Here is a 23,165-nt window from a genome sequence, read left to right on the forward strand (position 1 = left end):
TAAGATAGGAAAATTAGGGAAAAATAGATGGCCAAAGAGACAAAAGACGACGAACAGAAGACCGAGCGCTTCAACATGTTCATGTCGCCGTCCGAGATGAAGGCAATCGATGATTGGGCTTGGCAAAATAAGATCCGGTCAAAGTCGGAGGCTGTCCGGCGGCTCTGTCAAATCGGCCTTTTGGTGGGAGGCGAACTGGAACAGTTAGCTGACACGACTGTGGAGCTCTCCAGCGCAATGCACCGGCTCGACAGGGAGGCCTTCGAGTTGTGGGCGAAGGTACTCAGTCCTGTTTGGAAGGGGGAAACTCTCGATCGAAAAGCAGTAGCAGACGTTCTCAAAGCGCTGGTTTTGGAGGTGTCGGAAGTAGATGGCGGGGTCGACGACGTTTCTTCGATACTGGTGGGACTGGTTCAGGGCGTAGCCGGCCTAGCGCGCGCAGGCAGTATCGTTGAGGGACAAGACGTGGCGAACAAAGCCATCAAGGAAACTAATGAGAACCTTGCTAAAATGAGAGCGCTGCGAGCGGAGAGCGAAGAGAACCGGCGGCAGTTGGCCGAGATTGACTTCAGCGATTCTTGGAAACAGAAGGGTGATGGCAAATGAAAGGCCATATCCGTGAACGCTCACCCGGCAAGTGGGCCATCGTCCTCGACGTGGGCGAGATTGATCCGAAGACAGGCAAGAAGAAGCGAAAGTGGCATTCGTTCACCGGCACCAAGCGGCAGGCGCAATCCGAATGCGCTAGGCTGATCGCCGAGATTAAAAGCGGCGGCTATGTCGAGCCGACGAAGCAAACGGTAGCGGAGTTCCTTACGGAATGGCTGTCATTCATCAAGCCTACCGTCACGCCAAAGACGCATGAACGATACACCGAGATCTGCGAAAAGAACCTCGGGCCATTGATCGGTGACGTGGTGTTGGCCAAGTTGAAGACGGACAAGATCGACGCTGCCTTTGCAAAGGCGCTTACCGAGGGCCACAGGCGGGCATCGGGAGGCCTGTCACCTCGAACGGTGCATCACATGCGTCGTGTCCTTATCAAAGCCCTGAGCCAAGCTGTGACCTGGGACAGGCTGGTGAAGAACCCCGCAGCCGCCACGACGCCGCCGAAGGTCGAGCGAACGAAGATGTTGGCCTATGATGCGGACCAAACCGCGGAGCTGATTGAAGCATTTCGAACGAGCCGCATGTTCATTCCAATGATGCTGGCCGTCATGTGCGGATTAAGACGAGGGGAAATTTTGGCGCTGCGCTGGCGGAACGTCGAGCTTGGTCACAACAGGCGTCTGCTATCCATCCGAGAAAGCGCCGAGCAAACCAAGGACGGCGTTCGATACAAGGAGCCCAAAGCCGGCAAGTCACGCACGGTCGCCCTGTCCTCCATGATGCTGACCGAACTGAAGGCCCACAGAGCGCGACAGGCAGAGGAGCAGCTGAAGATCGGGATCCGGCCAGGTGACGATTCCTTTGTCGTGGCTCAAGCGGACGGTCGACCGCTCAAGCCGGTATCGCTCACCCACGAGTGGACGAGGTTGCTTGCCAAAACCTCCCTGCCCCGGATCCGCTTCCATGACCTGCGGCACACCCATGCATCACAGATGCTCGCAGCTGGCGTCCATCCGAAGGTAGCGAGTGAGCGCCTGGGGCATTCGACGATCGGGATCACCCTCGATCTTTATAGCCATGTGATGCCTGGAATGCAGGCAGACGCCGCCGAACAGGTTGACGCCGCGTTGCAAGCAGCTATAAGCGCAAGTCGAAAACCGAAATAGTTGCAAAGTGCGTAGCAAACAGCCTTTTCGGTTTCTGATATTAAAGGCGAAACCACTTTAATATCAATCAGATGGAAGAGTGTCCGAGTGGTTTAAGGAACCGGTCTTGAAAACCGGCGTGCGGGAAACCGTACCGTGGGTTCGAATCCCACCTCTTCCGCCATCTGCGTACATATCTGCGAACCCCTGAGCCGCCCGATGGATCGCTAGGGATCGTTTCCATTATTGCTCTATGTAGGTCTTCGTCACGGCCGCAGATTACTAGAAATCGCTCTCCGACCACGACGCGCTCGATAATCGTACCAATGTAGATTTTTGCGAGTGCGGCATTGTCTCCGTAGATCACCTCCTCCATTGTCGACCTGAAGTACGCAACGCGCGAAGGCGTGATTTCACTGTATTCAGCGTCTAAGGAGAGAGCTTCCGATAAGAGCGTTCGTGTGGTATTCAAGTCGTTAGATACGCGTATTAGTTCAGATTGAAATACGGGTTGGGTGTTGATTAGCGGCGCTGTTTTTGCTGCTTCCAACAGGCCTCGTAGTGCGGATTCGGCGGTGCCAACTTTCTCGCGGAGTTCCTGCACCTGTCCCTCTGCATCCTTGCGGCGTAGAACCTGCCGCTGCTGCAGTCTCGTCAACACCTCCGAAAGTCTTCCATTTTGAAGGACGGAGTTTCGAATCACTTCACGAACAACCGTGTCCAACTGCTTCTCGGGAATTCGAGGAGCACTGCATTTTTGCTGCCCCCTGTTGTCGCTGCTGCATACGTAATAACGGTAAACGACCTGCAGTTTTCCCGTACCCGTGCCAAGAGTCATAGACGCGCCGCACTTGCACTTTGCTATCCCGGACAGCAGGAGGGGACTGTTCATCAGCCTGGCTGCGCCCATCTTTGGGTCACGGGCTTCAAGGGTCTGTTGAACGGCGTCAAATTCTTCCCGGGTAATTATCGGCGGCGCGGGAAGAGGAAGCGGTTCTTGCGTCGCACTAAACTCCTCCTTCTGCGGATTCACACCCCAATAGTACACGCCATAGTAGACCGAGTTAGTGAGCATGCGATGGATACCTTGAATGCTCCAACGCGCGCCGCTTCTGGTCCTGAAGCCACGATCATTTAGCCATTTGGCGATTGCTTTGACTCCCATTGGGGCTGACCTGCCATCGCCGCAGCGTACAAATGAGAAAGCCATCTCGACCAACTGGCTTTCGGTCCCGTCTAGGGCCAGGACCTTTCTACGCGGGTTGTCGCTCGCGGGCATCAGTTTGTAACCGTATGGCGGTGTACTTCCCGGCCAATATCCTTCTCTCACAAGTTTGCGACGGGCGCGTACAGAGTCAACGCCTGAACGCTTAGAATGATACTCATCGAAAATGGTAGTCATTCTTTTTGCCATCCAGCCGCCGATATCGTTTGCGAAGGTCTGCGACACCGCCAACAATTCGATATCGGCTTGGTGCAGAAGCCGTTCACAGCTATCGTAATCAAACGAAGAGCGCGCAAACCGTGATGTGTTGTGCACCAGAATTTTATCAAACGGCTTCATTTCAGCTTGGGCCTCGTACATCATCCGCTGGAACTCAGGACGAGCGGTTGATTTCGCAGAAACGCCGGGCTCGATGTATAGAGCAACTACTATCCAGCCCTTGTCCGCGCAAAATGCTTCGAGCTGCGCTTGTTGGTCTGGGATGGACAAATTGCTTTCTACGCTCTTTTCACTCGAAACGCGGAGATATAGCGCGGCTCTCTCCGCTTGTGGCACCGGCGGAGCGATTTCCGTTGTTTGCTGTGCCTGCCGTCTGCGCCGCTCTGCGGTTGTTTCTTTTTGTTTTTTTGGGAAAAGGAATTGTCTTTCGCTCGACTGTCTGACCATGGAAAACACTCCTGAGGTGATGACTGGTCCTCATTCAAACTAAGGCGACGGCAAGTGGGAATTTGCTCGAACAATCGGTAACTGTCATGGACGATGCTTCAAAGCCTCTTGAACGGCGTCGAATTCCTCTCGCGTAACTATTGGAGGCGCATGCAGGGTAAGTCGGTCTCCCACCGCGCCATTCTTTCGCTCCGTCGCTCTCCGGCCCCAGTAGAACAAGCCGTGGTAAATTGAGCCCGTAAGAATGCGCAGAATTTGTTTGGCACCCCATGGGGATTGATTTCTGGTTCGAAGACCATGCTCATTCAGCCATTTGGCAATCTCTTTGATGCCCAATGGGGCCGACTTGCCGTCGCCGATCCGCGCTAACGAAAAAATCCTTTCTACCAATCGGCTCTCGTCCTCTGCGATGGTCAAAACGCTGCGACGCGGGTTGTCGCTCGCCGGACTCAACTTGTATCCGTATGGGGGTCGTCCGCCTGGCCAGTACCCATCCAAAACCTTTCTCCGACGAGCTCGCATCGAGTCGGTGCCGATGTGGTTCGAGCGCCATTCGTCGAACACGCTTGCAACTTGCGCGGCGAACCCCGAGTGGACCTCCACCACCCAACCTTTTTCCTGGCAGAATCTCGTTAATTGCTCTTGTTGGTCTGAGACAGTGGTACAGCTACCTACGCCTCGATCACTGGAAACTCGAAGATAGAACGCCCGTGTTTCTAGGCCCGTTTGCGTTTGACTGATGTTTCCTTTGTCTTTTGATTCTTCGGACATCACAAATCCTCCTGTGAAGTTAAGGCAGAGCTCTGATTTCGAATCCACTCGCCGGTGATGGCGGAACGGCCGTGTTTTGGGAGAAAGCGACCCGGTTGAGGCACCTCCAGCCAATGTAGCCAAATCATCCATCCCTATTTGGTGGGTCATTATTCTTGAGAATTACCTCGAGCACCTCGATCTCCTCTCGCCAAATTACTGCCACTGGCGGGAGAAGATTTACGATAGTTCTGTGTTGCCTTCTGGCTGGGCGGGCGCTTGGAGAAAATTCCGAGGGGGCCCGCGCCTTCGAGATTGGTGTTGGCAGCGTAGACGTTCGGATTTGCGACCTTCTCCCTCCAAAGCTACCCTTCCAATTGCGTTTTCGCCGAGAAACATCCTTCACGTTCGCCACCGTTTTTTTGAGCCGGCCAAGTAAATCCTTAGCTAAGAATTGCTTGCTGGACGCCGAGGTCAGGCTTCGTTGGTCTCCCTTGCTTACGGAGGACATGGAACCACATTACATTAGGATGAGTCAATAACCATATGATTTTACTCACATATGAGGTCTTCCTTTTATTTAAAAATGCGGCGGAAAGTCAGTCTCTTACCTCGGCTACCGATGTCCAGAATTAGACATTCAAAACGCAATGCCTCACTCAAAAACCATCGGAGTGTCACCGAGTGACCTGTCGCCGCGCAGTTCTGTTTCTCTTTGATTGTGTTTACAAATTTGTGGGGTCATTCCGACGGGGTCCGGATATAGAGGCACGCTATTCTCCTAGCCCGCGGCTCCGACCTTCACTTAGAACGTCGTTGATCAATTGAGTTGTTTTTACGATAAAAAGCGCAGAAAAATTGCACGATTTTTCGAGCATCTTGTACGCGCTTTGCTCTCTTATGATGCATGATTCCTGCACCTTCGTCGCGACGCGAGCCCATGTCCGTAATCATTCAATGCTACATTTGGGTGCTCAAGGATCATTTGTCGGCATCGATTTTACAACAATCGTTGCCTTCCTGGGCCAATTAGGGCTCTACCCCGGTAAGATGAAAAGTAAAACTAATGTTTCAGTCCACGTCTGGACGGTGGGTCCACCGGACCCGTTCTTATCAAGGCCCCACATTCGTTCCGGAAAACCTCCGGTGGGGGTTAGGCGGTGAACGAGGGCGCGCAAGGGTCTTGGCCGGCGGATAACAGCATCGCATCCGGCGGATAGGGTTCCAGCGCATTTCTGTCATACCCGTCGTCTAAAAATACTCTGCAGCGCCTGAGCCGACCGCGAGCTCAGACTGCATCCCGCACTCTACTGATCACGGCGTATTGCGGATGGCTCAGCCGACAAGGTGTCGAGTCTGGCCGCTCTCCTCAATCGGTCTTGGATGGCCTGATTGCCAAACCCAAGCGGTTCCACCGTGCGAGCCGGTACTTGACCGCGGCGGCTGTTATGCCCCGCCGAGACCCCGACCATAAGTCAGGGCGGCCCGAGGTGGAACTCCGCCGCCCAAACGCCTATCTTCCTAGAAACATCACTCACCGCGGGACAGCGTCGCCATTTTATTCCGGGCCTCCAAATGCCGAGCACATTCGAACATATGCCGACCGACGATAGCTGGTGCGGCCACAATCTCCTCGCCGGTCGGTACTCGACGCCGGATGCGCACGTTACCACCGACTTGGGTTTGGTCGGCTCGTACTCGGGAAATCGTTAAAGCATTGAAGCGTTGGCCCCAGCGCCACAGGAATCCATTTGAATTCAGGTATTGAGCGATGGAGGCCGGCGTGAAGGCCGCAGTTAGTGTGCGTTCTGACACTAAAATCGATAAATCAGGCGGACAATGTCCGCTTCTTCCGGGTGAAGGACAAGTTTTGGCGGAAGCGGACCCTCGCCTTCGAGTCGATAGCCGCAAGGCGGACGGAATCGATGCCACGGAATTATCGGCTCTCCTCGGATTTCCTTCCTTTTTGTCGAGCCTCATAGTCTTCGAAAATTTTGGTCGCAGGTACCGCCGGCCAGGCGAGGTCGCCATCGTCATCACCCACGCTTACCATGCTTACATTCCATACCGCTAATTTCTCGAGCCAGGAATCCAACAGCACGATGCCTCGAGCAATGCGAGATCGGTTTGACACCACTATGAAATCGAATGGGTGATGGTCACTCCTGGCTTGGTCCATCATCTGTTGAAAGGCAGGACGAGCGTCGGTATGACCACCGAATCCGTGGTCGGTGAAGACCTGTATGAGGCTCCACCCTCTCAGTCTGCAAAACTTCTCAATCTGGTTCCGCTGATCCAATATTCTAGGATCATCGTCTCCGCTCACGGCAATGCAAGCGATACGAATATAGGCGACGGCATTGACCTGATTGCTGATTGTCATGTCTTCCTCTCTCGTATAGACGCCACCAAAGCACGCGACCTGAAAACGGAACCATTTCACAACTTTGCGACGCTATCGAGGCCCTGGCGAGAGACGCGAAACGCAGCGGGGAAACTTGGCGGCTACTCTACCCCGGTTTCCTTTTGCCTTAACCTTATCCTTCCGACGTACGACGATCCTGCTCTCTGCCTGTGCCAAAACAACGGGAGTTGGGTTCCTAAAATAAAAGGCGAGCATTTCCTTTTCTCTGGTGCAGCAGACGTAAAACAGTTTGCTTGTCCACTCTTTGATGCTCTCCGTCCCGCCTCCCTCACGCCTAATGACTCTGGCCACCGGATTTTGGCATTCTACGAGAACGCTGCTCCTCAATGCTTTGAAGAAGACGTTGGCGCGTTGATCCTCATGAAATTTTTTCCGATGAATTTCGTGGTCAACAGCGTAGACAGCTCTTCCTGAGTTCGATGCCCTTGATTGAATAAGTTAACTGCCTGTTGATTTGCACTGAGAAGTGACCCGGCATTTGCGCCGAGAATTAACCCGCCTCTTAGGTATGTTTCGGGTCGGTGGTGGTGGTCAAGTTCCTACTTTTCTCCTTTGCTTTTTTGGGTTCATGCGCTGAGCTGTTCTTGAACCGGAAGCTGTCGTTTCCGGTTTCGAGGATGTGGCAGTGATGGGTAAGCCGATCGAGCAAAGCGGTAGTCATCTTGGCGTCGCCGAAGACGCTGGCCCATTCGCTGAAGCTCAGGTTGGTGGTGATGATGACGCTGGTCCGCTCGTAGAGTTTGCTCAGCAGATGGAAGAGCAGTGCACCGCCTGATGCACTGAATGGCAGGTATCCGAGTTCGTCGAGGATGACGAGATCGGAATGGACGAGCCGATTGGCGATCTGACCGGAACGACCTTGGACCTTCTCCTGTTCGAGGGCGTTGACCAGGCCGTATCTTATCGATCCCACCAGCGGGGCACATCGTCCAGCGATGGTCAAGGCCCGGCCGGCCGCGTCTCTTCAACGCGTCTGACAGCGCTTGGATGTAAAGGATATCCACATCAGCGCTTTCTGCGTCACTGATCATCCATCTCGAACAAAAGGGCATCCTGTCGGAACAGGATCAGCGAGAAATCTACGAGCTCGCAGCGGACTTGCTGAATAACCGCTCAGCCGAAGATGGCGGCATTGCAGACCTTGCACGCGAAGCCATCGAACAGCAGCTTCGGCGGAATAATCCGTGGTCCCAAGCCCACGTAAATTCGTACGCTACCGGACCGGAACATGGCGCAGGTTTGTTATCTTATTGCTACAGGCGAACTTGCCCCGTTCCGACGGGGCTTTTTTCGTACAGGGAGGGCATCGATTGCTATGCCGCCCAAGGCTTAATCGCTGGTCGTAAGAGCTAGTGAAAGTTCCTGCTCTTCAACTTCAGCGTATCGATGTGAAGGTCGGGAACGAAGATGTCACGAGGCCTCGCCGCCGCCCGGTCTCGCGAGTCCGCGGCTCCCGGTGAACCGTGAGCGAATTCATCCCCGCGCCCGGTCGGCAACCGGAACTCGATGTCGCGCTCCGCGAGACCAGATAGGTCCTCTGAGAGGTCGAACAACTGTTGTGCAACAAGATGGACGACGTCCCCTTCCCGCTGAATGCGGCCATTGATCGCTATCATCGACGCCCCGAGGACGACCCGACGCCGGCGTTCGAACAGGCTTGGCCAGACGACCAGATTGGCAGGCCCTGTCTCGTCCTCGATGGTGATAAACATCACGCCCTTCGCCGAACCGGGCTTCTGCCTGACAAGCACGAGGCCTGCCGTCATCAGCCACCGGCCGTCGCGAGCGCTCATGGCCTCGGCACAACTGACGATGCGGCGTTCGGTCAAATCTTTCCGAAGGAAAGCGATCGGATGTTCGCGCAAGGTCAGCCCGACATGGCTGTAGTCGGAGACAACGTTGTGGCCCTCGGTCATCTGACGGAGTGCGACGTCGGGCTCCTGCTGCTCGGCAATCGCCCGTGCTTCGCGTTCTGAAGCGGCGGCGAACAATGGAAGGGGTTCGTCGCGCAGAGCCTTGATGGCCCAGATCGCATCCCGGCGCTGGAGCTTCAGCGACGGCAGGAAGGCATCGGCCTCTGCGAGCTGCACCAGCGCCTCGGTCGGGACGTTCGACCGCCGCCAGACGTCGTCGACTGTTTCAAAGGATGCGTTCATCCTGGCGGCGACGATCCGTGCGGCGTCTGCAACAGCCAGTCCCTTCACCAATCGCATCCCGAGACGGACCGCATGGCGGTCGGTGGTCCCGACATGCTCGAGCGTGCAATCCCAGCGCGACTGGTTGATACAGACCGGCCGCACTTCGATGCCATGGGCACGAGCATCCCCAACGATCTGGGCAGGTGCGTAGAAGCCCATCGGCTGCGAGTTCAGCAGAGCGGCGCAGAAGACGTCGGGGAAATGGCACTTCACATAGTTAGAGGCATAGGCGATCAGCGCGAAGGAGGCGGCATGGCTCTCCGGGAAGCCGTATGAACCGAAGCCTTCGAGCTGGCTGAATGTCTTCTCCGCGAACTCAGCCGAGTACCCGTTCTTGATCATCCCCGACACCAGCTTGTCCTTGAAGCGGCTGACACCGCCCGTGAACTTGAACGTGGCCATCGATTTGCGGAGCTGATCTGCTTCGCCACCGGTAAAGCCGGCGCAGACCATCGCAACCTTCATGGCCGATTCCTGGAAGAGCGGCACCCCCAGCGTCTTGCCGAGAACCGCCTCCAGTTCGGGCGTCGGGTACTCGACAGGTTCCTTGCCCTCGCGCCGTCGGAGGTACGGATGGACCATGTCGCCCTGGATCGGTCCTGGTCGGACGATCGCAACCTGAATGACGAGATCGTAGAAGGTCCGAGGCTTCATGCGCGGAAGCATCGCCATCTGAGCGCGGGACTCGATCTGGAAGGTGCCGAGCGTATCCGCCTTACGGATCATCGCATATGTCGCGTTGTCCTCGTTTGGTATCGATGCCAGATCGAGATCGTGATTCTTGTGCTCCCGGATGAGGTTGAAAGCTTTGGATATGCAAGTCAGCATGCCAAGCGCCAGAACGTCGACCTTCATGAACTTCAAAGCCTCAATGTCATCCTTATCCCACTCGATCACCTGACGATCGGCCATGGACGCCGGTTCGATCGGCACAAGATTATCAAGACGGTCATGGGTCAGCACGAAGCCGCCCGGATGCTGTCCGAGATGTCGGGGCGCGCCCATCAGTTGCTGCGCAAGCTTGAGCGTTAGCGCGAGCCGCCGGTCTTCAGGATTGAGGCCCTGTTCGCGCAGGCTCCGATCGCTGGCCAGGTCCTCCGACCAGGACCACATGCCTGAGGACAGCGACTTGATGATATCCTCGGGCAGCCCGAGCGCCTTGCCGACATCTCGGATTGCGCCCTTGGCGCGATATCGGGTGACAGTCGAACAGAGAGCCGCCTTATCGTGGCCGTAGGTCTTGTAAATCCACTGGATCACCTCCTCACGCCGCTCGTGTTCGAAGTCGACGTCGATATCGGGCGGCTCGTCGCGCTCCTGGCTCACGAAACGCTCGAACAGGAGATCGTTGGTCTCGGGATCGATCGAGGTGATCCCGAGAATGTAGCAAACCGCCGAGTTGGCCGCCGATCCCCTCCCTTGGCAAAGGATGCCCTTCGAGCGTGCGAAACGAACGATGCTGAAGACCGTCAGGAAATACGGCGCGTACTTCATCATGCGGATCAGGTCCAGCTCGTGCTTTATGGCCTTGAGAACCTTCTGGGGCAGACCTTCCGGATAGCGGATCGGGATGCATTCGCGAACGTAGTGCTCGAGCGATTGCTGTGCGTCCATTCCAGCCACGATCGCTTCCTCGGGATATTGGTAGGTCAGCTCTTCCAGCGAAAACCTGCAGCGCTCGACAATTTCCATGGTTCGCGCCAGCGCCTCGCCGTAGCGTGGGAACAGCCGTTCCATCTCCTCGGGCGGCTTGAGGTATCTGTCGGCATGCCGTTCGCGCTCGAAGCCGACATCGTCGATCGTCGTGTTGTTGCGGATGCAGGTGACGACATCCTGCAACTGCCGGCGGCCGGGCTCGTGGAAAAGCACATCATTGGTGACCACGGTCTTCACGCGGTGACGCGCGGCCATGTTCGAAATCTCGTGAAGCCTCATCTGGTCGTTCGGCCGGCGTCGCAGGCAAAGAGAGACATAGGCCCCATTGCCAAATATCTCCGCCATCTTGCGAACCTGGACAGCACAAGTTTCGTCCGGCAGATCGGGCACGAGGATAGCCAGGAGCCCTTCTGAATAGAGCACAACGTCGTCGAGGGTTAGGATGCAGTTGCCTTTACCGCCCCGGCTCTTGCCAAGCGTGAGCAGCCTTGTCAGCCGCGAGTACGCCGCGCGGTCGGTCGGATAGACGAGGATCGACATGCCGTCCTGCAGATCGAGCCGGCAGCCGACGACGAGTCGCAAGCCTGTTGCGCGAGACGCCTCGAGCGCGCGGACGATCCCGGCAAGACTGTTACGGTCGACAACGCCGACCGCGTCGATGGCGAGTTCCTTTGCGGTGACGAACAGCTCGTCGGCGCTGCTTGCGCCACGCAGGAAACTGAAGTGGGTCGTGACCTGAAGTTCGGCATATCTCATGCGAATATCCCGTGCATGAACCACTGGCGCGAACCGGTCTCCGGATCGACGCCGTCGCCCGCCCGGAATATCCAGAACCGCTCGCCGCCTTCGTCTTCGACAACGAAGTAGTCGCGCACTGCCTCGAGTTCGCTGTCGCGCTTCCACCATTCGCCAAACACCCGCTCCGGGCCGTCCGCACGTTTCACGCGGCGTCGCTTGCCGCGCCATGTAATGCTCGCTGGCGGATGGTCGGGGAGAAGTGCAACCGCCTCGATCCGGTCCGGACGATCAAGCAGGCGGACGGGTCGTGGCCATTGGTAATTCCAGGTCTCCGCGACCTTAGGAGCAGCGGCCGCGATGCGCCGGACGCTCCGCTCGGGAATATCGGACGCCACGGGTGCCATCCGGTAGACGCGTTGTCCGCGGTTGCCGAAGATGTCGATCAGGGGCGTGATGTCGTCATTCTGTTCTTCGATGAGGGACGAAGACCTCTGCTCCTCTTCGAGCGGCTGCGTGACGATCGCGATTAGCGACAGCTTCTCGATGCCAAATCCGGGCTCGATCTTCTCGGTGCGGTCGCGGAAGAGCCTGGTCAGCCACGCGACGTCGCGGGCGGGCTTTGCGGTTCCTGCACGGATTGCCTGGCGGGTGCCGTCAACCTTCTCGACAATCAGATCGGTGCGGCGAACGCCAAGGCCGCTGCGCCGCAGTTCGGCAACGAGCTGGACGACGAGCCGGCCCACATACTTGTTGATGGTCTCCGCCGCACCGATCGGCTCGGCGAAGGACCTGGAGACCTGAACAAGTTCGGGACTTCGGATCGGTTCGATCGGCTCCGCCATCCGGCCGAACATCTGGTCGAGACGTCGGCCGATCTCGGGACCGAACCGCAGGGCAAGCGGCGCGCGCGGTGTTGCAGACAGCTCGCCGATCGTGCGGAAGCCAAGCACGCGCAGGTCGCCTACGATTTTTTCCGGGAGCCGAAGTCGCGCGACAGGAAGCTGCTCGACGGCGCGAACGGTCTCGTTCGGCGGGACGATAACCGTTTCCCGCTGGATGGCGCGGGCACAAGCATGGGCCGCACCCCAGGTGTCGGCAACTGCAACACGCGCCGTCAGACCCTTGGCATGAAAGCGGTTGAAAATCCCCGTAACCATCGGCAACTCGCCGCCCTGAAGGTGGTCCGCGCCTTCCGTGTCCATGACAATTCCGTCAGGCGCGTCGACTGCAACGATCGGGGAATACTGGCTGAGTGCCCACAACGTGATCCGCTCCAGGGCGGCAGCGTCGGCCGCCGCATCCGCATCGACCATCATAAGCCCTCTGAACAGCGCTTGTGCCTTGGCGGCCTGCATTCCGACGTGAACGCCTGCCTTCCTCGCCGCGGCGTCCGCAGCCGAAACCCAGCGCTTCGAACCACTCCGTGCGATCACGACAAGGGGCTGCTCAGCGGGAATGGACGGATCGCAACGACGTATCCGATCCGTCGCCAGCTCCGGTAGATAAATGGATACGACCCTCGTCATCGCAGGCTCCTACTAGAAACTCAGCACACTCGCCCGCCTTCACCCTCATCAACTCGAGAAACCACCGCGCCCGCCCGACGCCCGGAACCGGAAGCTCCTCCGATGGCATGACGCTCACCCGCCAGCGGGTCGTCGACGCCGTCGGCTGGCCGAAGTCGGAGGCCTCGGCCTGTCGTCGCCAGCGTCGAACGACGAGACCCATCGTCCCAGTCTTCTCTGCCGCAAGCTGCAGCCTACGGGAGGCCGTCATCGGAAGTCGGACAAGTTCGGCGACGACCGCCCCAAGCCCGCCGAACAAAAGGGCCTCCTCCATGGAAGCGAGGACGTCTTCCTCCCTGTCGGCCTCGACGAATACGACCCGATCCGGGTCAAGGCCAGCCTGGGCCAGCGCCGGGAAGAAGAGGTCCGGCCTCGTCAGGCACCATATGACCTTGCCCTTGGTGCGCGCCGCTATTCCGGCGGCAAACAAGGCGGCTGCGGCTCCGTCGACGGTGCCCGATCCACCGCCGGCGAACTCGTGCACGGCTCCGAAAGACAGTCCGCGTCCAGGCAGGTGCTCATCGATCTCGCGAACACCGAACGGCAAAACCTGATTGCGACGAACCAAGCCACCTTCGAGGTGCGCGATACGCTCCCGAAGGTCGGTGATAACCGGGTTTGCGCTTAACTGCGCCATCTGTGGCCTTCGTCAATTCCAGGGTTCCATCTCGTCCAAAAGCGAGTATGTTCTACATCTGTTCCTTTCCGGAATTCGAGTCAACGGGTGCCTTTCGGGTGGATTTTGAATCAACAGTCCGTCCACAGCAGCGCGGGGCGACGATCCATGAGGGAATTCAACGCACTAGAAAAGACCGGCCCACAGCGCGTACGATACCTTACGGATGAGAAAAAATTCCTGCGATGAACCAACACTGCGAGACTACCGGGGAGCCATCATCAGCATCGAATGCGATGTCTGTGAGAGGTCGACCGATCTCGACCGGAAGGCGCTCGTCAGACAGTATGGGGTCAGCCTGTCCTTCCGGCAGCTTCGTCGGCGGCTGACCGTTGGCTGTTCTCGGATGAACGGTGCGGATGGCATCGACCGTTGTCGGGCCCGGTTTCCCTGCCTAGTGTCGGCTAGGGAAAAGTTCGATGAGTGACCCCGCCACAAATCTGTCAGCCATCCGCCCGCGCAAGATCATCCATATCGACATGGATGCCTTCTACGCCTCCGTCGAACAGCGCGATAACCCGGAGCTTCGCGGTCGGTCGGTCGCAGTCGGCAGCTCCGAGGCGCGTGGCGTGGTCGCGGCTGCCAGTTACGAGGCCCGGAAATTCGGCGTCCATTCGGCCATGCCTTCAGTGACCGCCAAGCGCAAATGCCCCGAGCTGATCTTCGTGAAGCCGCGGTTCGACGTGTACAAAGCGGTGTCGGCACAGATCAGGGAAATCTTCGCCGAGTACACGCCTATGATCGAACCGCTGTCTCTGGACGAGGCTTATCTCGACGTCACTGAGAACCTGAAGGGGATGGAGATCGCGACCGAGATCGCACTGGAAATCCGGGCCAGGATCAAGGCGGCAACCCACCTCAACGCATCTGCGGGAATCTCCTACAACAAGTTCCTGGCCAAGATGGCGAGCGACCTCAACAAGCCGAACGGCCAGGCGGTCATCACGCCGAGGAACGGACCCGCATTCGTCGCCTCGCTTCCTATCAAGAAGTTCCACGGCGTCGGTCCGGCGACAGCCGAGAAGATGCAACGTCTCGGGATCGAGACTGGAGCCGATCTACGAGAAAAGGAACTCGAGTTCCTGGTGCGGCACTTCGGGAAATCCGGGCCGTACTTCTACGGCATTGCGCGGGGCATCGACGAGCGTCAGGTAAAGCCAAATAGGGTGCGAAAATCCATCGGAGCGGAAGACACGTTCGCTGAGGACATCCACACATACGAACCTGCATTGGACGGTTTGACACCGCTGATCGCCAAGGTCTGGCGCTATTGCGAGGCAAACAGCATCGCGGGCAAGACCGTGACGCTCAAGGTCAAGTACGCCGACTTTACCCAGATCACCCGCGCGAGGACGATTGGCCATGGTTTCCAATCACCAGTGGAAATCGAGGAGTCCATTTGTGTGCTGCTGGGAGCTATCTTTCCTACCGGCAAAGGAATACGGCTCCTTGGAGTGACACTCTCCTCGCTAGAGCCTTTGGCCGACACAAGCGTTGAACAACTAACCTTGCGTCTGTGACGAGCACCGCGTCTTGAGGATTAGTTTCGCCTATTGCACCACTACCACGCGGTACGAGCCGTACCCAACGCGAACGAATTCATCGATTGCTAAATCCAGCGTTGTGCGCTTTTAGAAAGGCGAACAGGAGGCATCAACCGGCCCGCATGCCGCGTCGGTATTCGGCGGCATCGACGATTGTCCTAGCCTTCTCAAGTACGTCCTCCAGATCGACGCTTCCTCCGCGATCCAGTTCGTTGAGGCCCTGAGCATCTTGGAGGATTTCAGCCCCTTCACCTGCCAGGTATTGACTGAGCGCCTTCTGCATCACCCAGGTACGATCACGTTCAAGGAACGTGGCGATCCGATCGAACTCCGCAATCAACTGTGTCGGCAGCCTTAGGGAAACCTGAGCTGTTTCGTTATGCAACATGATCGGCTCCGTAATTCAGTGAATTACAGCGTAACCCAATCTCAATGAAAGGTCGATTGCTACCGCCCTTTATCATAGAAGCGAAATCACCTAAATGCATGATTCATCGCAATTTATTCCAATTAGACCGATCATCAACATGTAGTTGTTCCGGAGCTAAAGGGCTAAGCCATTATTTTAGTATTGATTTAAAATCGCCTAGCGCCCAGCTCATCCACACCACGGTCGCGGCGTCGGTGGGCACTTCGTTCCACCGCACACGAACGGCACTGCCAAACCCTCGCCAACCATGATGCTGCTTACATCCCGTCCACCAGCATAAAGAACGGCACAGGAGCGACGGTAATTGCATCGGTCCGTTCCTTCAGCCCCCGGCTCGCACGCGCAGTGAACCCTCGTAAGCTCGACCGGTCCGGATGCCACCAATTCCTTGAGGCGGGCCGTTGCACGGTCTCCAAGCGCCTTCTCAACCGCACAGCGTGGACTGAAGACTTCGGGCGCGTTGTATCCGACGAGCCGGGTGCCGTTGATCTCGCCTTCCACATGGATTGTATCGCCATCGGTCACCGAAAACTTCGATGACGCAAAATCGTCCTTGGAGGATTGCGGCAGTGCACTTACCGCGTCGAACTTGCTGCCAGCGATAAACTGGACGCAAGCAATCACGACCACGACACTTGCTAAGACCAAGAACCGTTTTTCCCTCCACCTCAGGCGATACGGACGCCGCCTGAGGAAGTTCGGCCGGAAGTAAATTGGTGAACTTCGACGAGGCGGTGGCAACTCCCGAGTCTGAAACGGCACCACATTGGAGCGATCCCCGAGAACCTCGAAGACCTTTTTCCACTGCTTGTCGGTGAGACTGAACCTATCGCCGCTGCGATCGATACGAGCAAGGATATCGGCAAGGTACTTTCGTTGCCATTGATTCAGGTCCTTGCGGCGTAATGCGGACTCAATATCCCTTCTGAGATTGTTGGCAGTTTCCATTAAGCACCCGATGCCGTTTGCTCGACGTTAGCCGGTAAAAAGCTAACGGATGCTTTCAACGGCGCGCAGTCCCGAGGCCTGTCTGGCAAGGTGTTTTGATACCTTGAATGTTCGGTCGGGATATCCGACGTTCGACGACGAAAACAGGGAGACGACTGCCGCATGTGTAATCTCTTGTCTGATTGCGATTGGCTATTCAACCCTGTTTCTCAGGGCGGCCGCTTCAGGCGTGCCGCCAAACTTTCACGGCGGAGATCAAAAGGATGGCGGCCAGCGCAGGCAGAAGAATGCCGTTCGGCACAACACCCAGCAGTATTCCGCCGATGAAGGTTCCAACGATTGATCCGGCTGCCATGATGATAAGGAACGCCTTGTTGCTACCCAAGACTGAGAAGCTCTGATCTCGGCTGTATCGGGTGAAGCCCACCAGCATCGTAGGCAGACTGATAGCGAGGGAGACCCTAACTTGCCGTCCGTGTCGTGATGCGGCTCTTCATTGCAGGCGAAGTAGAGGGCGACAAGCGGGTTCAGGGAGACGTCTAGCAGGCGTGTCGGTAAGCCGTAGTGCTGGGCGCGCACCAGCTTGTCGAACATCGCTTTGTCGTTGCTAAACTCTGTTGGCGCTTCAAGCATCAGCTCGCTGAAGATGTGACTCTGCGCATCGAAGCGTTCGCCCTGCATGATTGACGGCTTCAGTAGCCACTGAGCGTCTGACTCTCAACGATAGCATCGAACGCCGCTCGCCATATGAGGAAGCTTGAAGACGAGCCGCAAATAACCAGTCAAGTTTTCGGCTGTCAGCGATTTCTTTGGCGTCGTACGTTTCCGAGAGGCGACGGGCGTATTTATCGCCGGCTTGGTCTGCTCGGAAGCAGTGATCTTCTTCCGTAGGTTTGAGGCCATCTGCGCTTCCGTTCCTTGGCAATACTTCTCAAATCATGATGAGTTTGACCATCACGAGATCACGGACTGTCGCTTGCCAGCCAACTACGTGGAACCAATGCTTCTTCTCCCCGCCATTCCGCAGTGAGCGTAATGCCCACGAGCCCACCCCACACGTCAGGACCAGCGTGATCGAGGACGATGGCTTGTAGTTGGCCTTCCGCGGCAACAACTTCGTCCGCTATGGCGGTGAACACTGCTCTGACGGCGGCGATGTCCTGGTCGCGGGAGCGGCCGGGCCTTTGCTTGTCGTCGTCGAAGCCTGTCGGAAAATAGACCTGGCTCGGCTGATCATAGACGAGAAAGCAAGGCACTGGATGATTAGGGAGCTTCCTGAAGAAATGCTGGAGCGCGAGTGTGACTGCCACATGGTACGCCAACCAGTTCGCCCCGCTTCCAATCTCCCAAAGATAATCCTTACGGTCGGGATGCACGACGCGGATGGTGAGGTCGTCGACCAGGACTTCGATAGGGATATATGGCCATTCGCCATCCAGCTTGGGCAATATGGTCGCGGCAATCCTGGCGACGTGCAGGAGGGCGTTGTCGGTTCGCATGCGAACGTGAGCGTCGGAGTAAATCGCCTTTTGCTCGTTTATTTGGTTATTTAGCCGGGCGATCTCCTCGGCCTGCTCCGAGCCGTCATCCGCCCTTTGAAAGGTCTCGAGTGCTTGCTCGAGGCGGCCTAGAAAGCGCTCCATTTGGTCCTGCCGGTAGGTCTCCTGCCTTACATCGTCTGACCGTCGTTCGAGAATTGCCGCCTCCTGGCGCAGCGCGGCGAGAGTCTTGGTGGCGTCCTCGACCTCGGCACGAATTCGAAGTCTTTCCTTATCGAAAGTGTCGGACAGATTCGGTTGGCTGCGCAGTTGAATCTCTATCCCGGCCAAGGCCTGCACGAGTTCGTCCAGCTTCTCCCTTCCATCGGCGATCCGCACGATCGGATCGTCTGTGTCCCGGGCCTTCGCCTTCAGCCATTCCGAGATGTTGAGGCGGTCTTGTTGAATCCTGATTGCGCTTCCGAAGCGCTGACTGCTTTCGACAAGGCGCTGGACTTCGGCAAGACGTTGTCTCTGGACGGCGAGTTTAGTAGCGGCCTCGGCCTCCTGGTTCTGCAGTTCTGCGAGTCTGTTCAGGCTGGGATCGATCGACCCGATCGTGGCGAAGGAAGCGCGTGTGTTGGCCTGCGTAGCACGTCGCAAGAGGTCTATAGTCAGGTTCGTGTCGCCTAATGGAACCTGGGTATCCTCTGGCAATAGGCCTAGTTCGATCGCCTGTCGAAGCCAGGCGTTGGTTTCCGACTGCCAGGCGCGGACCGCGTTCTGGACAGCCCGCAATCCGGCCTCGGCCTGACGCAGCAACCGTGTGAGCCGATCAATTTCCCACCGCGCCATCAGCATCTCGGGAGTGAGCGCCCCGAGTACATATGGGAAAATGGCTTTCAATTTTTCCCGATGGTCCGTGGAGTCCGCATTGTAGTAGAGCGCCAAGGGGTTAGCGACGATGTACTGTGGCTGAAAGTTGAACGCTACCAGATCGCGAAAACTGACGCGCGACTGATATCCGGCCTCGAGATCGGGATTGATGCGCAGTTGGGACAAGCCCGCGAGTTGGTCCAACTTGCGTTTGACCGCGTCAGCACTGTGCGTCTTGTCGATGATGGCGTCCGGTATTTCGATGTCGTCACCTTCTAGGAGGACCATGTCGCCGGTCTGCTTGGCGTCACCGGGTTCGCGACGTGCGAGCAGCTTTTTCCCTTCCAATGTCTCGATCACGATCCCGAACCATGCGCAAATATCGCGGATCGTTCCGACCGGGATGCTGCATTTGCTCGACGCGAGGCAATAGTCGATAATCGGGATCACCGCCGATTTGCCGGTCTTCGACGCGCCCGTGATGACGTTGACCATGCCGGGCTCGAACTCCAGCACGCGCGGCGGCAGGTCTCTCTTCGGCCAGAGTATTAGCTTGAGAATCTGGAAGTGCATCTAGGGCTCCACCCACAAAAGCGAAAACGGCTGCTCGGGCGGCAACCTGGCGAACCACCGCCCGAGCTTATCCGCGCCGCTGACGTGGTACTTCAGGCGCTCCGGGTTTTTCGGGGGACGTGCTTCGTTGCTCCGGACGTGCCCCGTTTTGTATTCCACATGCAGCAGCGTCGAGGATACTCCCGTGGCGATCGACGCGAGCGTGAGGTCCCTCATCTTCACAGCCCGCCCGTGGATGGCGATTAGAAGCTCGCGCTCTTCACCGAGCTTCCTCGCGACCTGCGCCAGCCCGGAACTCGAATACGTCGAGGTGATGTGTTTGAGCGTGGCGGCGTGGTACACTAGGGGCAGAACGAGGAAGAAGGCGGGAAGCTGCGCGGTTCTCGCGACGGCCTCCTGTTGGTAGGCCTTGCCGAAGGTCCACAAGAGCAGCGCTCCGAAGGCGGGATTCTGCACTAATGCTATTGAGGATGGCGTGCTCATGATACTGCCGCAGGGAACATTATTTTGTGATCGGGATGCCAGCCGAGCCGGCATTCGTCCGCGAGCCAGTTGAATTCGCCGGAAATGAAGTAGGAGGGAAGTTCGCGCCCTTCGAGCGGTGTCTGAAGTTCGATGCAACGCCGATACAACTGTCGACCCCTCGCGAGAGGATCGAGATGTGAGTGAACGTCGGCGATCTCATCCTCTGTCAGACCATGATGCCTGAGAAGAGAAACATCCAGTTCCTCTAGGCTGCTTTCGACGATCTCGCCGTCATCGGCCCAGTTGACCTTGTCCGAGAGCGCTCGCAGGAAGTCACTCACCGCCGTTCTGACGATCGACTCCGTAGCTTTTACCGCCGACAGCTGCCTGACAAACGTAGGCGACGTACCAACGACGGCAGATATCTGTTGGTCCTGCGGCACGTCCATTGTTGGGTTCAGAAGACCGGAAAACTCGTATTTTCTGATGAAGGCTCGCCAGTTCCGTCTGAAGGCGCTCGCCGAGACGATGGCGGGCTGTTTCGCCCTAATGAGCTTGTCCGAATCATCCTTCGCCATCCCGATGGCCGCCGCGCAAAACTGGTCCAGCGTCTCATCGGGGATGAGGGCTGTGAATTTGGCGCGGATGGGATCGACGGGGTCGGCGTCGGATACCAATTCGAAAAATTCGATGATCTTCGCGCAGATGTCGTCACCGGCCGCTAGAAATCTCGTGACGAACGGTTCGATACCGACGCCGACCTCGCCCTGGAACTTCGGCGTCTTGAATTTCTCCAACAATGCGCCGATGTCTTTCGGGTCTTTGGCGGCGCTCATCTGCTCGACGAGCTTGCCAGCCTTCAGGGGCGAGACGTAATACCTGAAGCATCTGACTTTGCCCAGGTTACTGCGCGGTTGCTCCGCCCAGTTGGCCATGGTCTTCCAAAGTTCCACGGATCGGTCGGACGCGGGGTTGCCCTTCAACGCGCTTTTGGATTGCTCCAGCACGAGCGAGCCGTCTGGCTCATGGATCGTCACGTCGTCGTAGAGTTCGACGGACACCATCGAACCCTTAGTTGCGGTGAGCAGATGGTAGCATAGTCGGATCGGCTGCATGCCGTATCCTAGATACTGGCCCGGTGCAGCGCTCTTCAACTTCGCAAAAACGGCTGTGGACATCGCTCCTCTTCGACAATCTGCAGTTACGGAACCGCGAAATTCACGCTAACCAAAATAAGGTTGCAGGCAATAGCGCGAATCCGAAAACAACAACGTTTTGATGTAGATCATCTCTCATTCCTCAGGAAAGTAAGGGGAGAGTCCTTGAGGTCCGCGGAGCGGCGGCGAATAGAGACTTCAATTTGTATTTGCCACAGAGGACAAAGGGGCCCGAGGTCTTGCATCAGCATGATGGCGGGAACACAAGCCGATCTTGCCAGACGTCAGTCTGGATGCCCGGATGAAGCTGCGATGGTGGACAGATGTACAACATGCTCATGAGCGGTAACGACGAAGCGTTCGACCAATCACCCTGGTCGCTCGAGAAGTCCAGATTCGGGGAATATTCCGAGGAGAATATCGTCGCCCCGTTCGCGTCTCTCGACCGGCAGGCAATCGATCGCCTGAAATCTCTTCCCACGCTTTTCTGGTACGAGCGCTCAAACAAAAAGGGAGCGAGGGTGGGCTGGATCGACGCCATCTCCGTCGCTGGAGGAGCCTTGCGGGTAAGTTTTTCCTTCGATCCCTTCATCCCCGAGATTCCATTCGATGTCATGGTGGAATTGGCTGAGGCAGTCGACATTCGCCTGTCCGCGAAGTTTTCGGAGGGCAACCGAACCCACTGGGCCGTAAAGGATGCAGATTTGATCCACGTGCTCGCGGATCGGAAGCTCATGAACCCGAGGAACGTCAGTCCCTACGCCCCCTATGCGGGCGGAGCTCATACAACCCAACGACCGGCCATCATTGTCCGGCCGCAATATTTCGAAATCCCCCCATCTCCGGTCGATCGGACGCTTGTATCCGTGATGATGCCGTTCGGGTCCCCTTTCACACCTGTCTACGCCGCGATCGGCGACGCGGCGGCCGCAGCTGGCATGTGGGTGCAGCGGGCGGACGACATCTGGAACCACTCCGTCCTAATGCAGGATATATTTGGACTCATCTATCGCTCTCAGGTGGTCGTCTGCGACTTCAGCGAAAAGAATCCCAACGTTTTCTATGAGGCCGGGATCGCACACATGCTTGGTAGACACGTCGTGCCGATAACGCAGTCTCATGATGACGTTCCGTTTGATTTGAAACCCCATAGGTACATCCACTACCTCAATAATGGTGAGGGTCTCGCCAAGATGGGTACCGAACTCCAAGCGCGGCTCCAGACGCTTTCAAAAGCTTGAGTTTCGAACGATCTCCCGATCCCATCTGCCAGCGCACCCTTTTGACGTTCACGCGGACCGCAATATGTACCTTGATCCTTCCATCAGATTGGCGATCCTTCCGTTGAAGGCTCGTGTCGCCAAACTTTTCGATAAAGAAAGTTGGCTTGAAGTCGCAACACTGACCGACAGCTACGACCTCGTCACCGGTCACAGTCGGCTGCTGAGAAGCCTCGAGTGGGGGGACGGTGATTATGACGGGCATGTGCTTGAGGTTCTAACGAGCATAGTCGAGAAAAATCCGTCCAATCTCGACACCGTATCCCAATACGCGGACCAGTTGGATGGCGGAGGCATTCCGCTTTCGAGTGCGCCTGCGGATGGCCCCAGATACTATATTCAGCCCAGTGTTTTCAAAATTCCCACCACCGAGCCCGACCCCGATCTGGTCGCTGTGATGATGCCGTTTGCAGCGCAATTCGGTGCTGTCTACGAGGCAATAAAGCGCGCCGCTCTTGGGGCAGGCCTGAAATGCATGCGTGTCGATGATATGTGGGTCAACTCTGTGCTTGTCCAAGACATATTCGACCTCATCGTTCGCTCACGGATCGTGGTTTGCGATTTCTCGGGCAAGAACCCGAACGTCTTCTACGAGGCAGGGATTGCGCACACTCTTGGAAAGCACGTCGTTCCGATCACCCAGAGTGGTGACGACATTCCAGCCGATCTCCGTCACCACAGATATCTGACCTACCTCAACAACGGAGAGGGCCTTGCGCAGTTAGAGGCGAACCTTGGCATCAGGCTACGCGGACTTTGAG

General features: G+C 57.2%; 16 protein-coding genes, 1 tRNA gene and 4 pseudogenes. 7 read left to right on the top strand and 14 right to left on the bottom strand.

Features of this window, described 5'->3' with window-relative positions; all coding sequences use genetic code 11:
- The first annotated feature begins 27 nt into the window (after nucleotides 1-27).
- The 3 genes from HGP14_RS30710 (at nucleotide 28) to HGP14_RS30720 (ending at nucleotide 1,938) form a co-directional block, all read left to right on the top strand.
- A complete protein-coding gene (locus tag HGP14_RS30710) occupies nucleotides 28-606 on the top strand; it encodes a hypothetical protein (RefSeq protein WP_168833627.1) in 579 nt (192 codons plus the stop codon).
- Complete coding sequence (locus HGP14_RS30715; protein WP_168833628.1) at nucleotides 603-1,775, top strand: tyrosine-type recombinase/integrase; 1,173 nt, start codon at nucleotides 603-605, stop codon at nucleotides 1,773-1,775. The genes HGP14_RS30710 and HGP14_RS30715 overlap by 4 nt, the downstream gene beginning before the upstream one ends.
- Nucleotides 1,776-1,848: 73 nt before the next feature.
- Nucleotides 1,849-1,938: transfer RNA gene (locus HGP14_RS30720), tRNA-Ser, on the top strand.
- 522 nt (nucleotides 1,939-2,460) lie between these two features.
- Here the strand turns inward: HGP14_RS30720 and HGP14_RS36850 are convergent.
- The 3 genes and pseudogenes from HGP14_RS36850 to HGP14_RS36855 all read right to left on the bottom strand — a co-directional run.
- Nucleotides 2,461-3,645, bottom strand: a pseudogene (locus HGP14_RS36850) (recombinase family protein); the annotation flags it as partial.
- Nucleotides 3,646-3,729: 84 nt separating this feature from the next.
- Nucleotides 3,730-4,416, bottom strand: a complete 687-nt coding sequence (locus HGP14_RS30735; RefSeq protein ID WP_168833629.1) for a recombinase family protein — start codon at nucleotides 4,414-4,416, stop codon at nucleotides 3,730-3,732.
- A 1,915-nt stretch (nucleotides 4,417-6,331) separates the two neighbouring features.
- Complete coding sequence (locus HGP14_RS36855) at nucleotides 6,332-6,721, bottom strand: recombinase family protein (RefSeq protein WP_409527116.1); 390 nt, start codon at nucleotides 6,719-6,721, stop codon at nucleotides 6,332-6,334.
- Between HGP14_RS36855 and HGP14_RS35900 the strand changes: the two genes are divergently transcribed.
- A complete protein-coding gene (locus HGP14_RS35900; RefSeq protein ID WP_246704687.1) occupies nucleotides 6,605-7,234 on the top strand; it encodes a hypothetical protein in 630 nt (209 codons plus the stop codon). The two genes, HGP14_RS36855 and HGP14_RS35900, sit on opposite strands and share 117 nt — an antisense overlap.
- 88 nt (nucleotides 7,235-7,322) lie before the next feature.
- On the opposite strand, the pseudogene HGP14_RS30745 reads toward HGP14_RS35900, so the two are convergent.
- The 4 genes and pseudogenes from HGP14_RS30745 to HGP14_RS30760 all read right to left on the bottom strand — a co-directional run.
- Nucleotides 7,323-7,712 (bottom strand): annotated as a pseudogene (locus HGP14_RS30745) (ATP-binding protein); the annotation flags it as partial.
- A 457-nt stretch (nucleotides 7,713-8,169) separates the two neighbouring features.
- On the bottom strand, nucleotides 8,170-11,430 hold the full coding sequence (locus HGP14_RS30750) for an error-prone DNA polymerase (protein ID WP_168833631.1): 3,261 nt from the start codon (nucleotides 11,428-11,430) through the stop codon (nucleotides 8,170-8,172).
- Entirely contained in the window at nucleotides 11,427-12,938 is a 1,512-nt protein-coding gene (locus tag HGP14_RS30755) for a Y-family DNA polymerase (protein WP_168833632.1), read from the bottom strand. The genes HGP14_RS30750 and HGP14_RS30755 overlap by 4 nt, the downstream gene beginning before the upstream one ends.
- Complete coding sequence (locus HGP14_RS30760) at nucleotides 12,859-13,614, bottom strand: ImuA family protein (protein ID WP_168833633.1); 756 nt, start codon at nucleotides 13,612-13,614, stop codon at nucleotides 12,859-12,861. The genes HGP14_RS30755 and HGP14_RS30760 overlap by 80 nt, the downstream gene beginning before the upstream one ends.
- A gap of 458 nt (nucleotides 13,615-14,072) precedes the next feature.
- Here HGP14_RS30760 and dinB point away from each other — a divergent pair, with 458 nt between their 5' ends.
- Complete coding sequence (gene dinB / locus HGP14_RS30765; RefSeq protein ID WP_168833634.1) at nucleotides 14,073-15,173, top strand: DNA polymerase IV; 1,101 nt, start codon at nucleotides 14,073-14,075, stop codon at nucleotides 15,171-15,173.
- Between the two features lie 133 nt (nucleotides 15,174-15,306).
- On the opposite strand, the gene HGP14_RS30770 is transcribed toward dinB, so the two are convergent.
- The 7 genes and pseudogenes from HGP14_RS30770 to HGP14_RS30795 form a co-directional block, all read right to left on the bottom strand.
- The gene (locus HGP14_RS30770) at nucleotides 15,307-15,585 is read right to left on the bottom strand and encodes a CopG family ribbon-helix-helix protein (protein ID WP_168833635.1); all 279 of its coding nucleotides are present in this window, start codon (nucleotides 15,583-15,585) and stop codon (nucleotides 15,307-15,309) included.
- A 210-nt stretch (nucleotides 15,586-15,795) separates the two neighbouring features.
- Nucleotides 15,796-16,575, bottom strand: a complete 780-nt coding sequence (locus HGP14_RS30775; RefSeq protein WP_168833636.1) for a thermonuclease family protein — start codon at nucleotides 16,573-16,575, stop codon at nucleotides 15,796-15,798.
- Between the two features lie 223 nt (nucleotides 16,576-16,798).
- Nucleotides 16,799-17,035: pseudogene (locus tag HGP14_RS35905) on the bottom strand (sulfite exporter TauE/SafE family protein); the annotation flags it as partial.
- Nucleotides 17,036-17,064: 29 nt separating this feature from the next.
- Nucleotides 17,065-17,277 (bottom strand): annotated as a pseudogene (locus HGP14_RS35910) (FRG domain-containing protein); the annotation flags it as partial.
- 260 nt (nucleotides 17,278-17,537) lie between these two features.
- Entirely contained in the window at nucleotides 17,538-19,502 is a 1,965-nt protein-coding gene (locus HGP14_RS30785; protein WP_168833637.1) for a DUF3732 domain-containing protein, read from the bottom strand.
- Nucleotides 19,503-19,985, bottom strand: a complete 483-nt coding sequence (locus HGP14_RS30790; protein WP_168833638.1) for a three component ABC system middle component — start codon at nucleotides 19,983-19,985, stop codon at nucleotides 19,503-19,505. It lies immediately after the preceding gene.
- Complete coding sequence (locus tag HGP14_RS30795; RefSeq protein WP_168833639.1) at nucleotides 19,982-21,145, bottom strand: ABC-three component system protein; 1,164 nt, start codon at nucleotides 21,143-21,145, stop codon at nucleotides 19,982-19,984. Before HGP14_RS30795 ends, HGP14_RS30790 begins: the two co-directional genes overlap by 4 nt.
- A gap of 302 nt (nucleotides 21,146-21,447) precedes the next feature.
- Between HGP14_RS30795 and HGP14_RS35915 the strand changes: the two genes are divergently transcribed.
- Both HGP14_RS35915 and HGP14_RS30805 read left to right on the top strand, forming a co-directional pair.
- Complete coding sequence (locus HGP14_RS35915; protein ID WP_168833640.1) at nucleotides 21,448-22,365, top strand: hypothetical protein; 918 nt, start codon at nucleotides 21,448-21,450, stop codon at nucleotides 22,363-22,365.
- A gap of 64 nt (nucleotides 22,366-22,429) precedes the next feature.
- The gene (locus HGP14_RS30805) at nucleotides 22,430-23,164 is read left to right on the top strand and encodes a hypothetical protein (RefSeq protein ID WP_168833641.1); all 735 of its coding nucleotides are present in this window, start codon (nucleotides 22,430-22,432) and stop codon (nucleotides 23,162-23,164) included.
- The last annotated feature ends 1 nt before the right edge of the window (nucleotide 23,165 follow it).

This window comes from Rhizobium sp. P32RR-XVIII, from assembly GCF_012641395.1.
Lineage (GTDB): Bacteria > Pseudomonadota > Alphaproteobacteria > Rhizobiales > Rhizobiaceae > Rhizobium.

What these genes read in the sequence shown, in the direction of transcription:
- HGP14_RS30770 (WP_168833635.1), bottom strand. Translation starts at nt 15,585, where the DNA reads ATGTTGCATAACGAAACAGCTCAGGTTTCCCTAAGGCTGCCGACACAG.
- HGP14_RS30795 (WP_168833639.1), bottom strand. Translation starts at nt 21,145, where the DNA reads ATGTCCACAGCCGTTTTTGCGAAGTTGAAGAGCGCTGCACCGGGCCAG.
- HGP14_RS30775 (WP_168833636.1), bottom strand. Translation starts at nt 16,575, where the DNA reads ATGGAAACTGCCAACAATCTCAGAAGGGATATTGAGTCCGCATTACGC.
- HGP14_RS30715 (WP_168833628.1), top strand. Translation starts at nt 603, where the DNA reads ATGAAAGGCCATATCCGTGAACGCTCACCCGGCAAGTGGGCCATCGTC.
- HGP14_RS30755 (WP_168833632.1), bottom strand. Translation starts at nt 12,938, where the DNA reads ATGACGAGGGTCGTATCCATTTATCTACCGGAGCTGGCGACGGATCGG.
- HGP14_RS30760 (WP_168833633.1), bottom strand. Translation starts at nt 13,614, where the DNA reads ATGGCGCAGTTAAGCGCAAACCCGGTTATCACCGACCTTCGGGAGCGT.
- HGP14_RS30790 (WP_168833638.1), bottom strand. Translation starts at nt 19,985, where the DNA reads ATGAGCACGCCATCCTCAATAGCATTAGTGCAGAATCCCGCCTTCGGA.
- HGP14_RS30710 (WP_168833627.1), top strand. Translation starts at nt 28, where the DNA reads ATGGCCAAAGAGACAAAAGACGACGAACAGAAGACCGAGCGCTTCAAC.
- HGP14_RS35900 (WP_246704687.1), top strand. Translation starts at nt 6,605, where the DNA reads ATGACCACCGAATCCGTGGTCGGTGAAGACCTGTATGAGGCTCCACCC.
- HGP14_RS30735 (WP_168833629.1), bottom strand. Translation starts at nt 4,416, where the DNA reads ATGTCCGAAGAATCAAAAGACAAAGGAAACATCAGTCAAACGCAAACG.
- HGP14_RS30805 (WP_168833641.1), top strand. Translation starts at nt 22,430, where the DNA reads ATGTACCTTGATCCTTCCATCAGATTGGCGATCCTTCCGTTGAAGGCT.
- HGP14_RS30750 (WP_168833631.1), bottom strand. Translation starts at nt 11,430, where the DNA reads ATGAGATATGCCGAACTTCAGGTCACGACCCACTTCAGTTTCCTGCGT.
- HGP14_RS35915 (WP_168833640.1), top strand. Translation starts at nt 21,448, where the DNA reads ATGTACAACATGCTCATGAGCGGTAACGACGAAGCGTTCGACCAATCA.
- HGP14_RS30785 (WP_168833637.1), bottom strand. Translation starts at nt 19,502, where the DNA reads ATGCACTTCCAGATTCTCAAGCTAATACTCTGGCCGAAGAGAGACCTG.
- dinB (WP_168833634.1), top strand. Translation starts at nt 14,073, where the DNA reads ATGAGTGACCCCGCCACAAATCTGTCAGCCATCCGCCCGCGCAAGATC.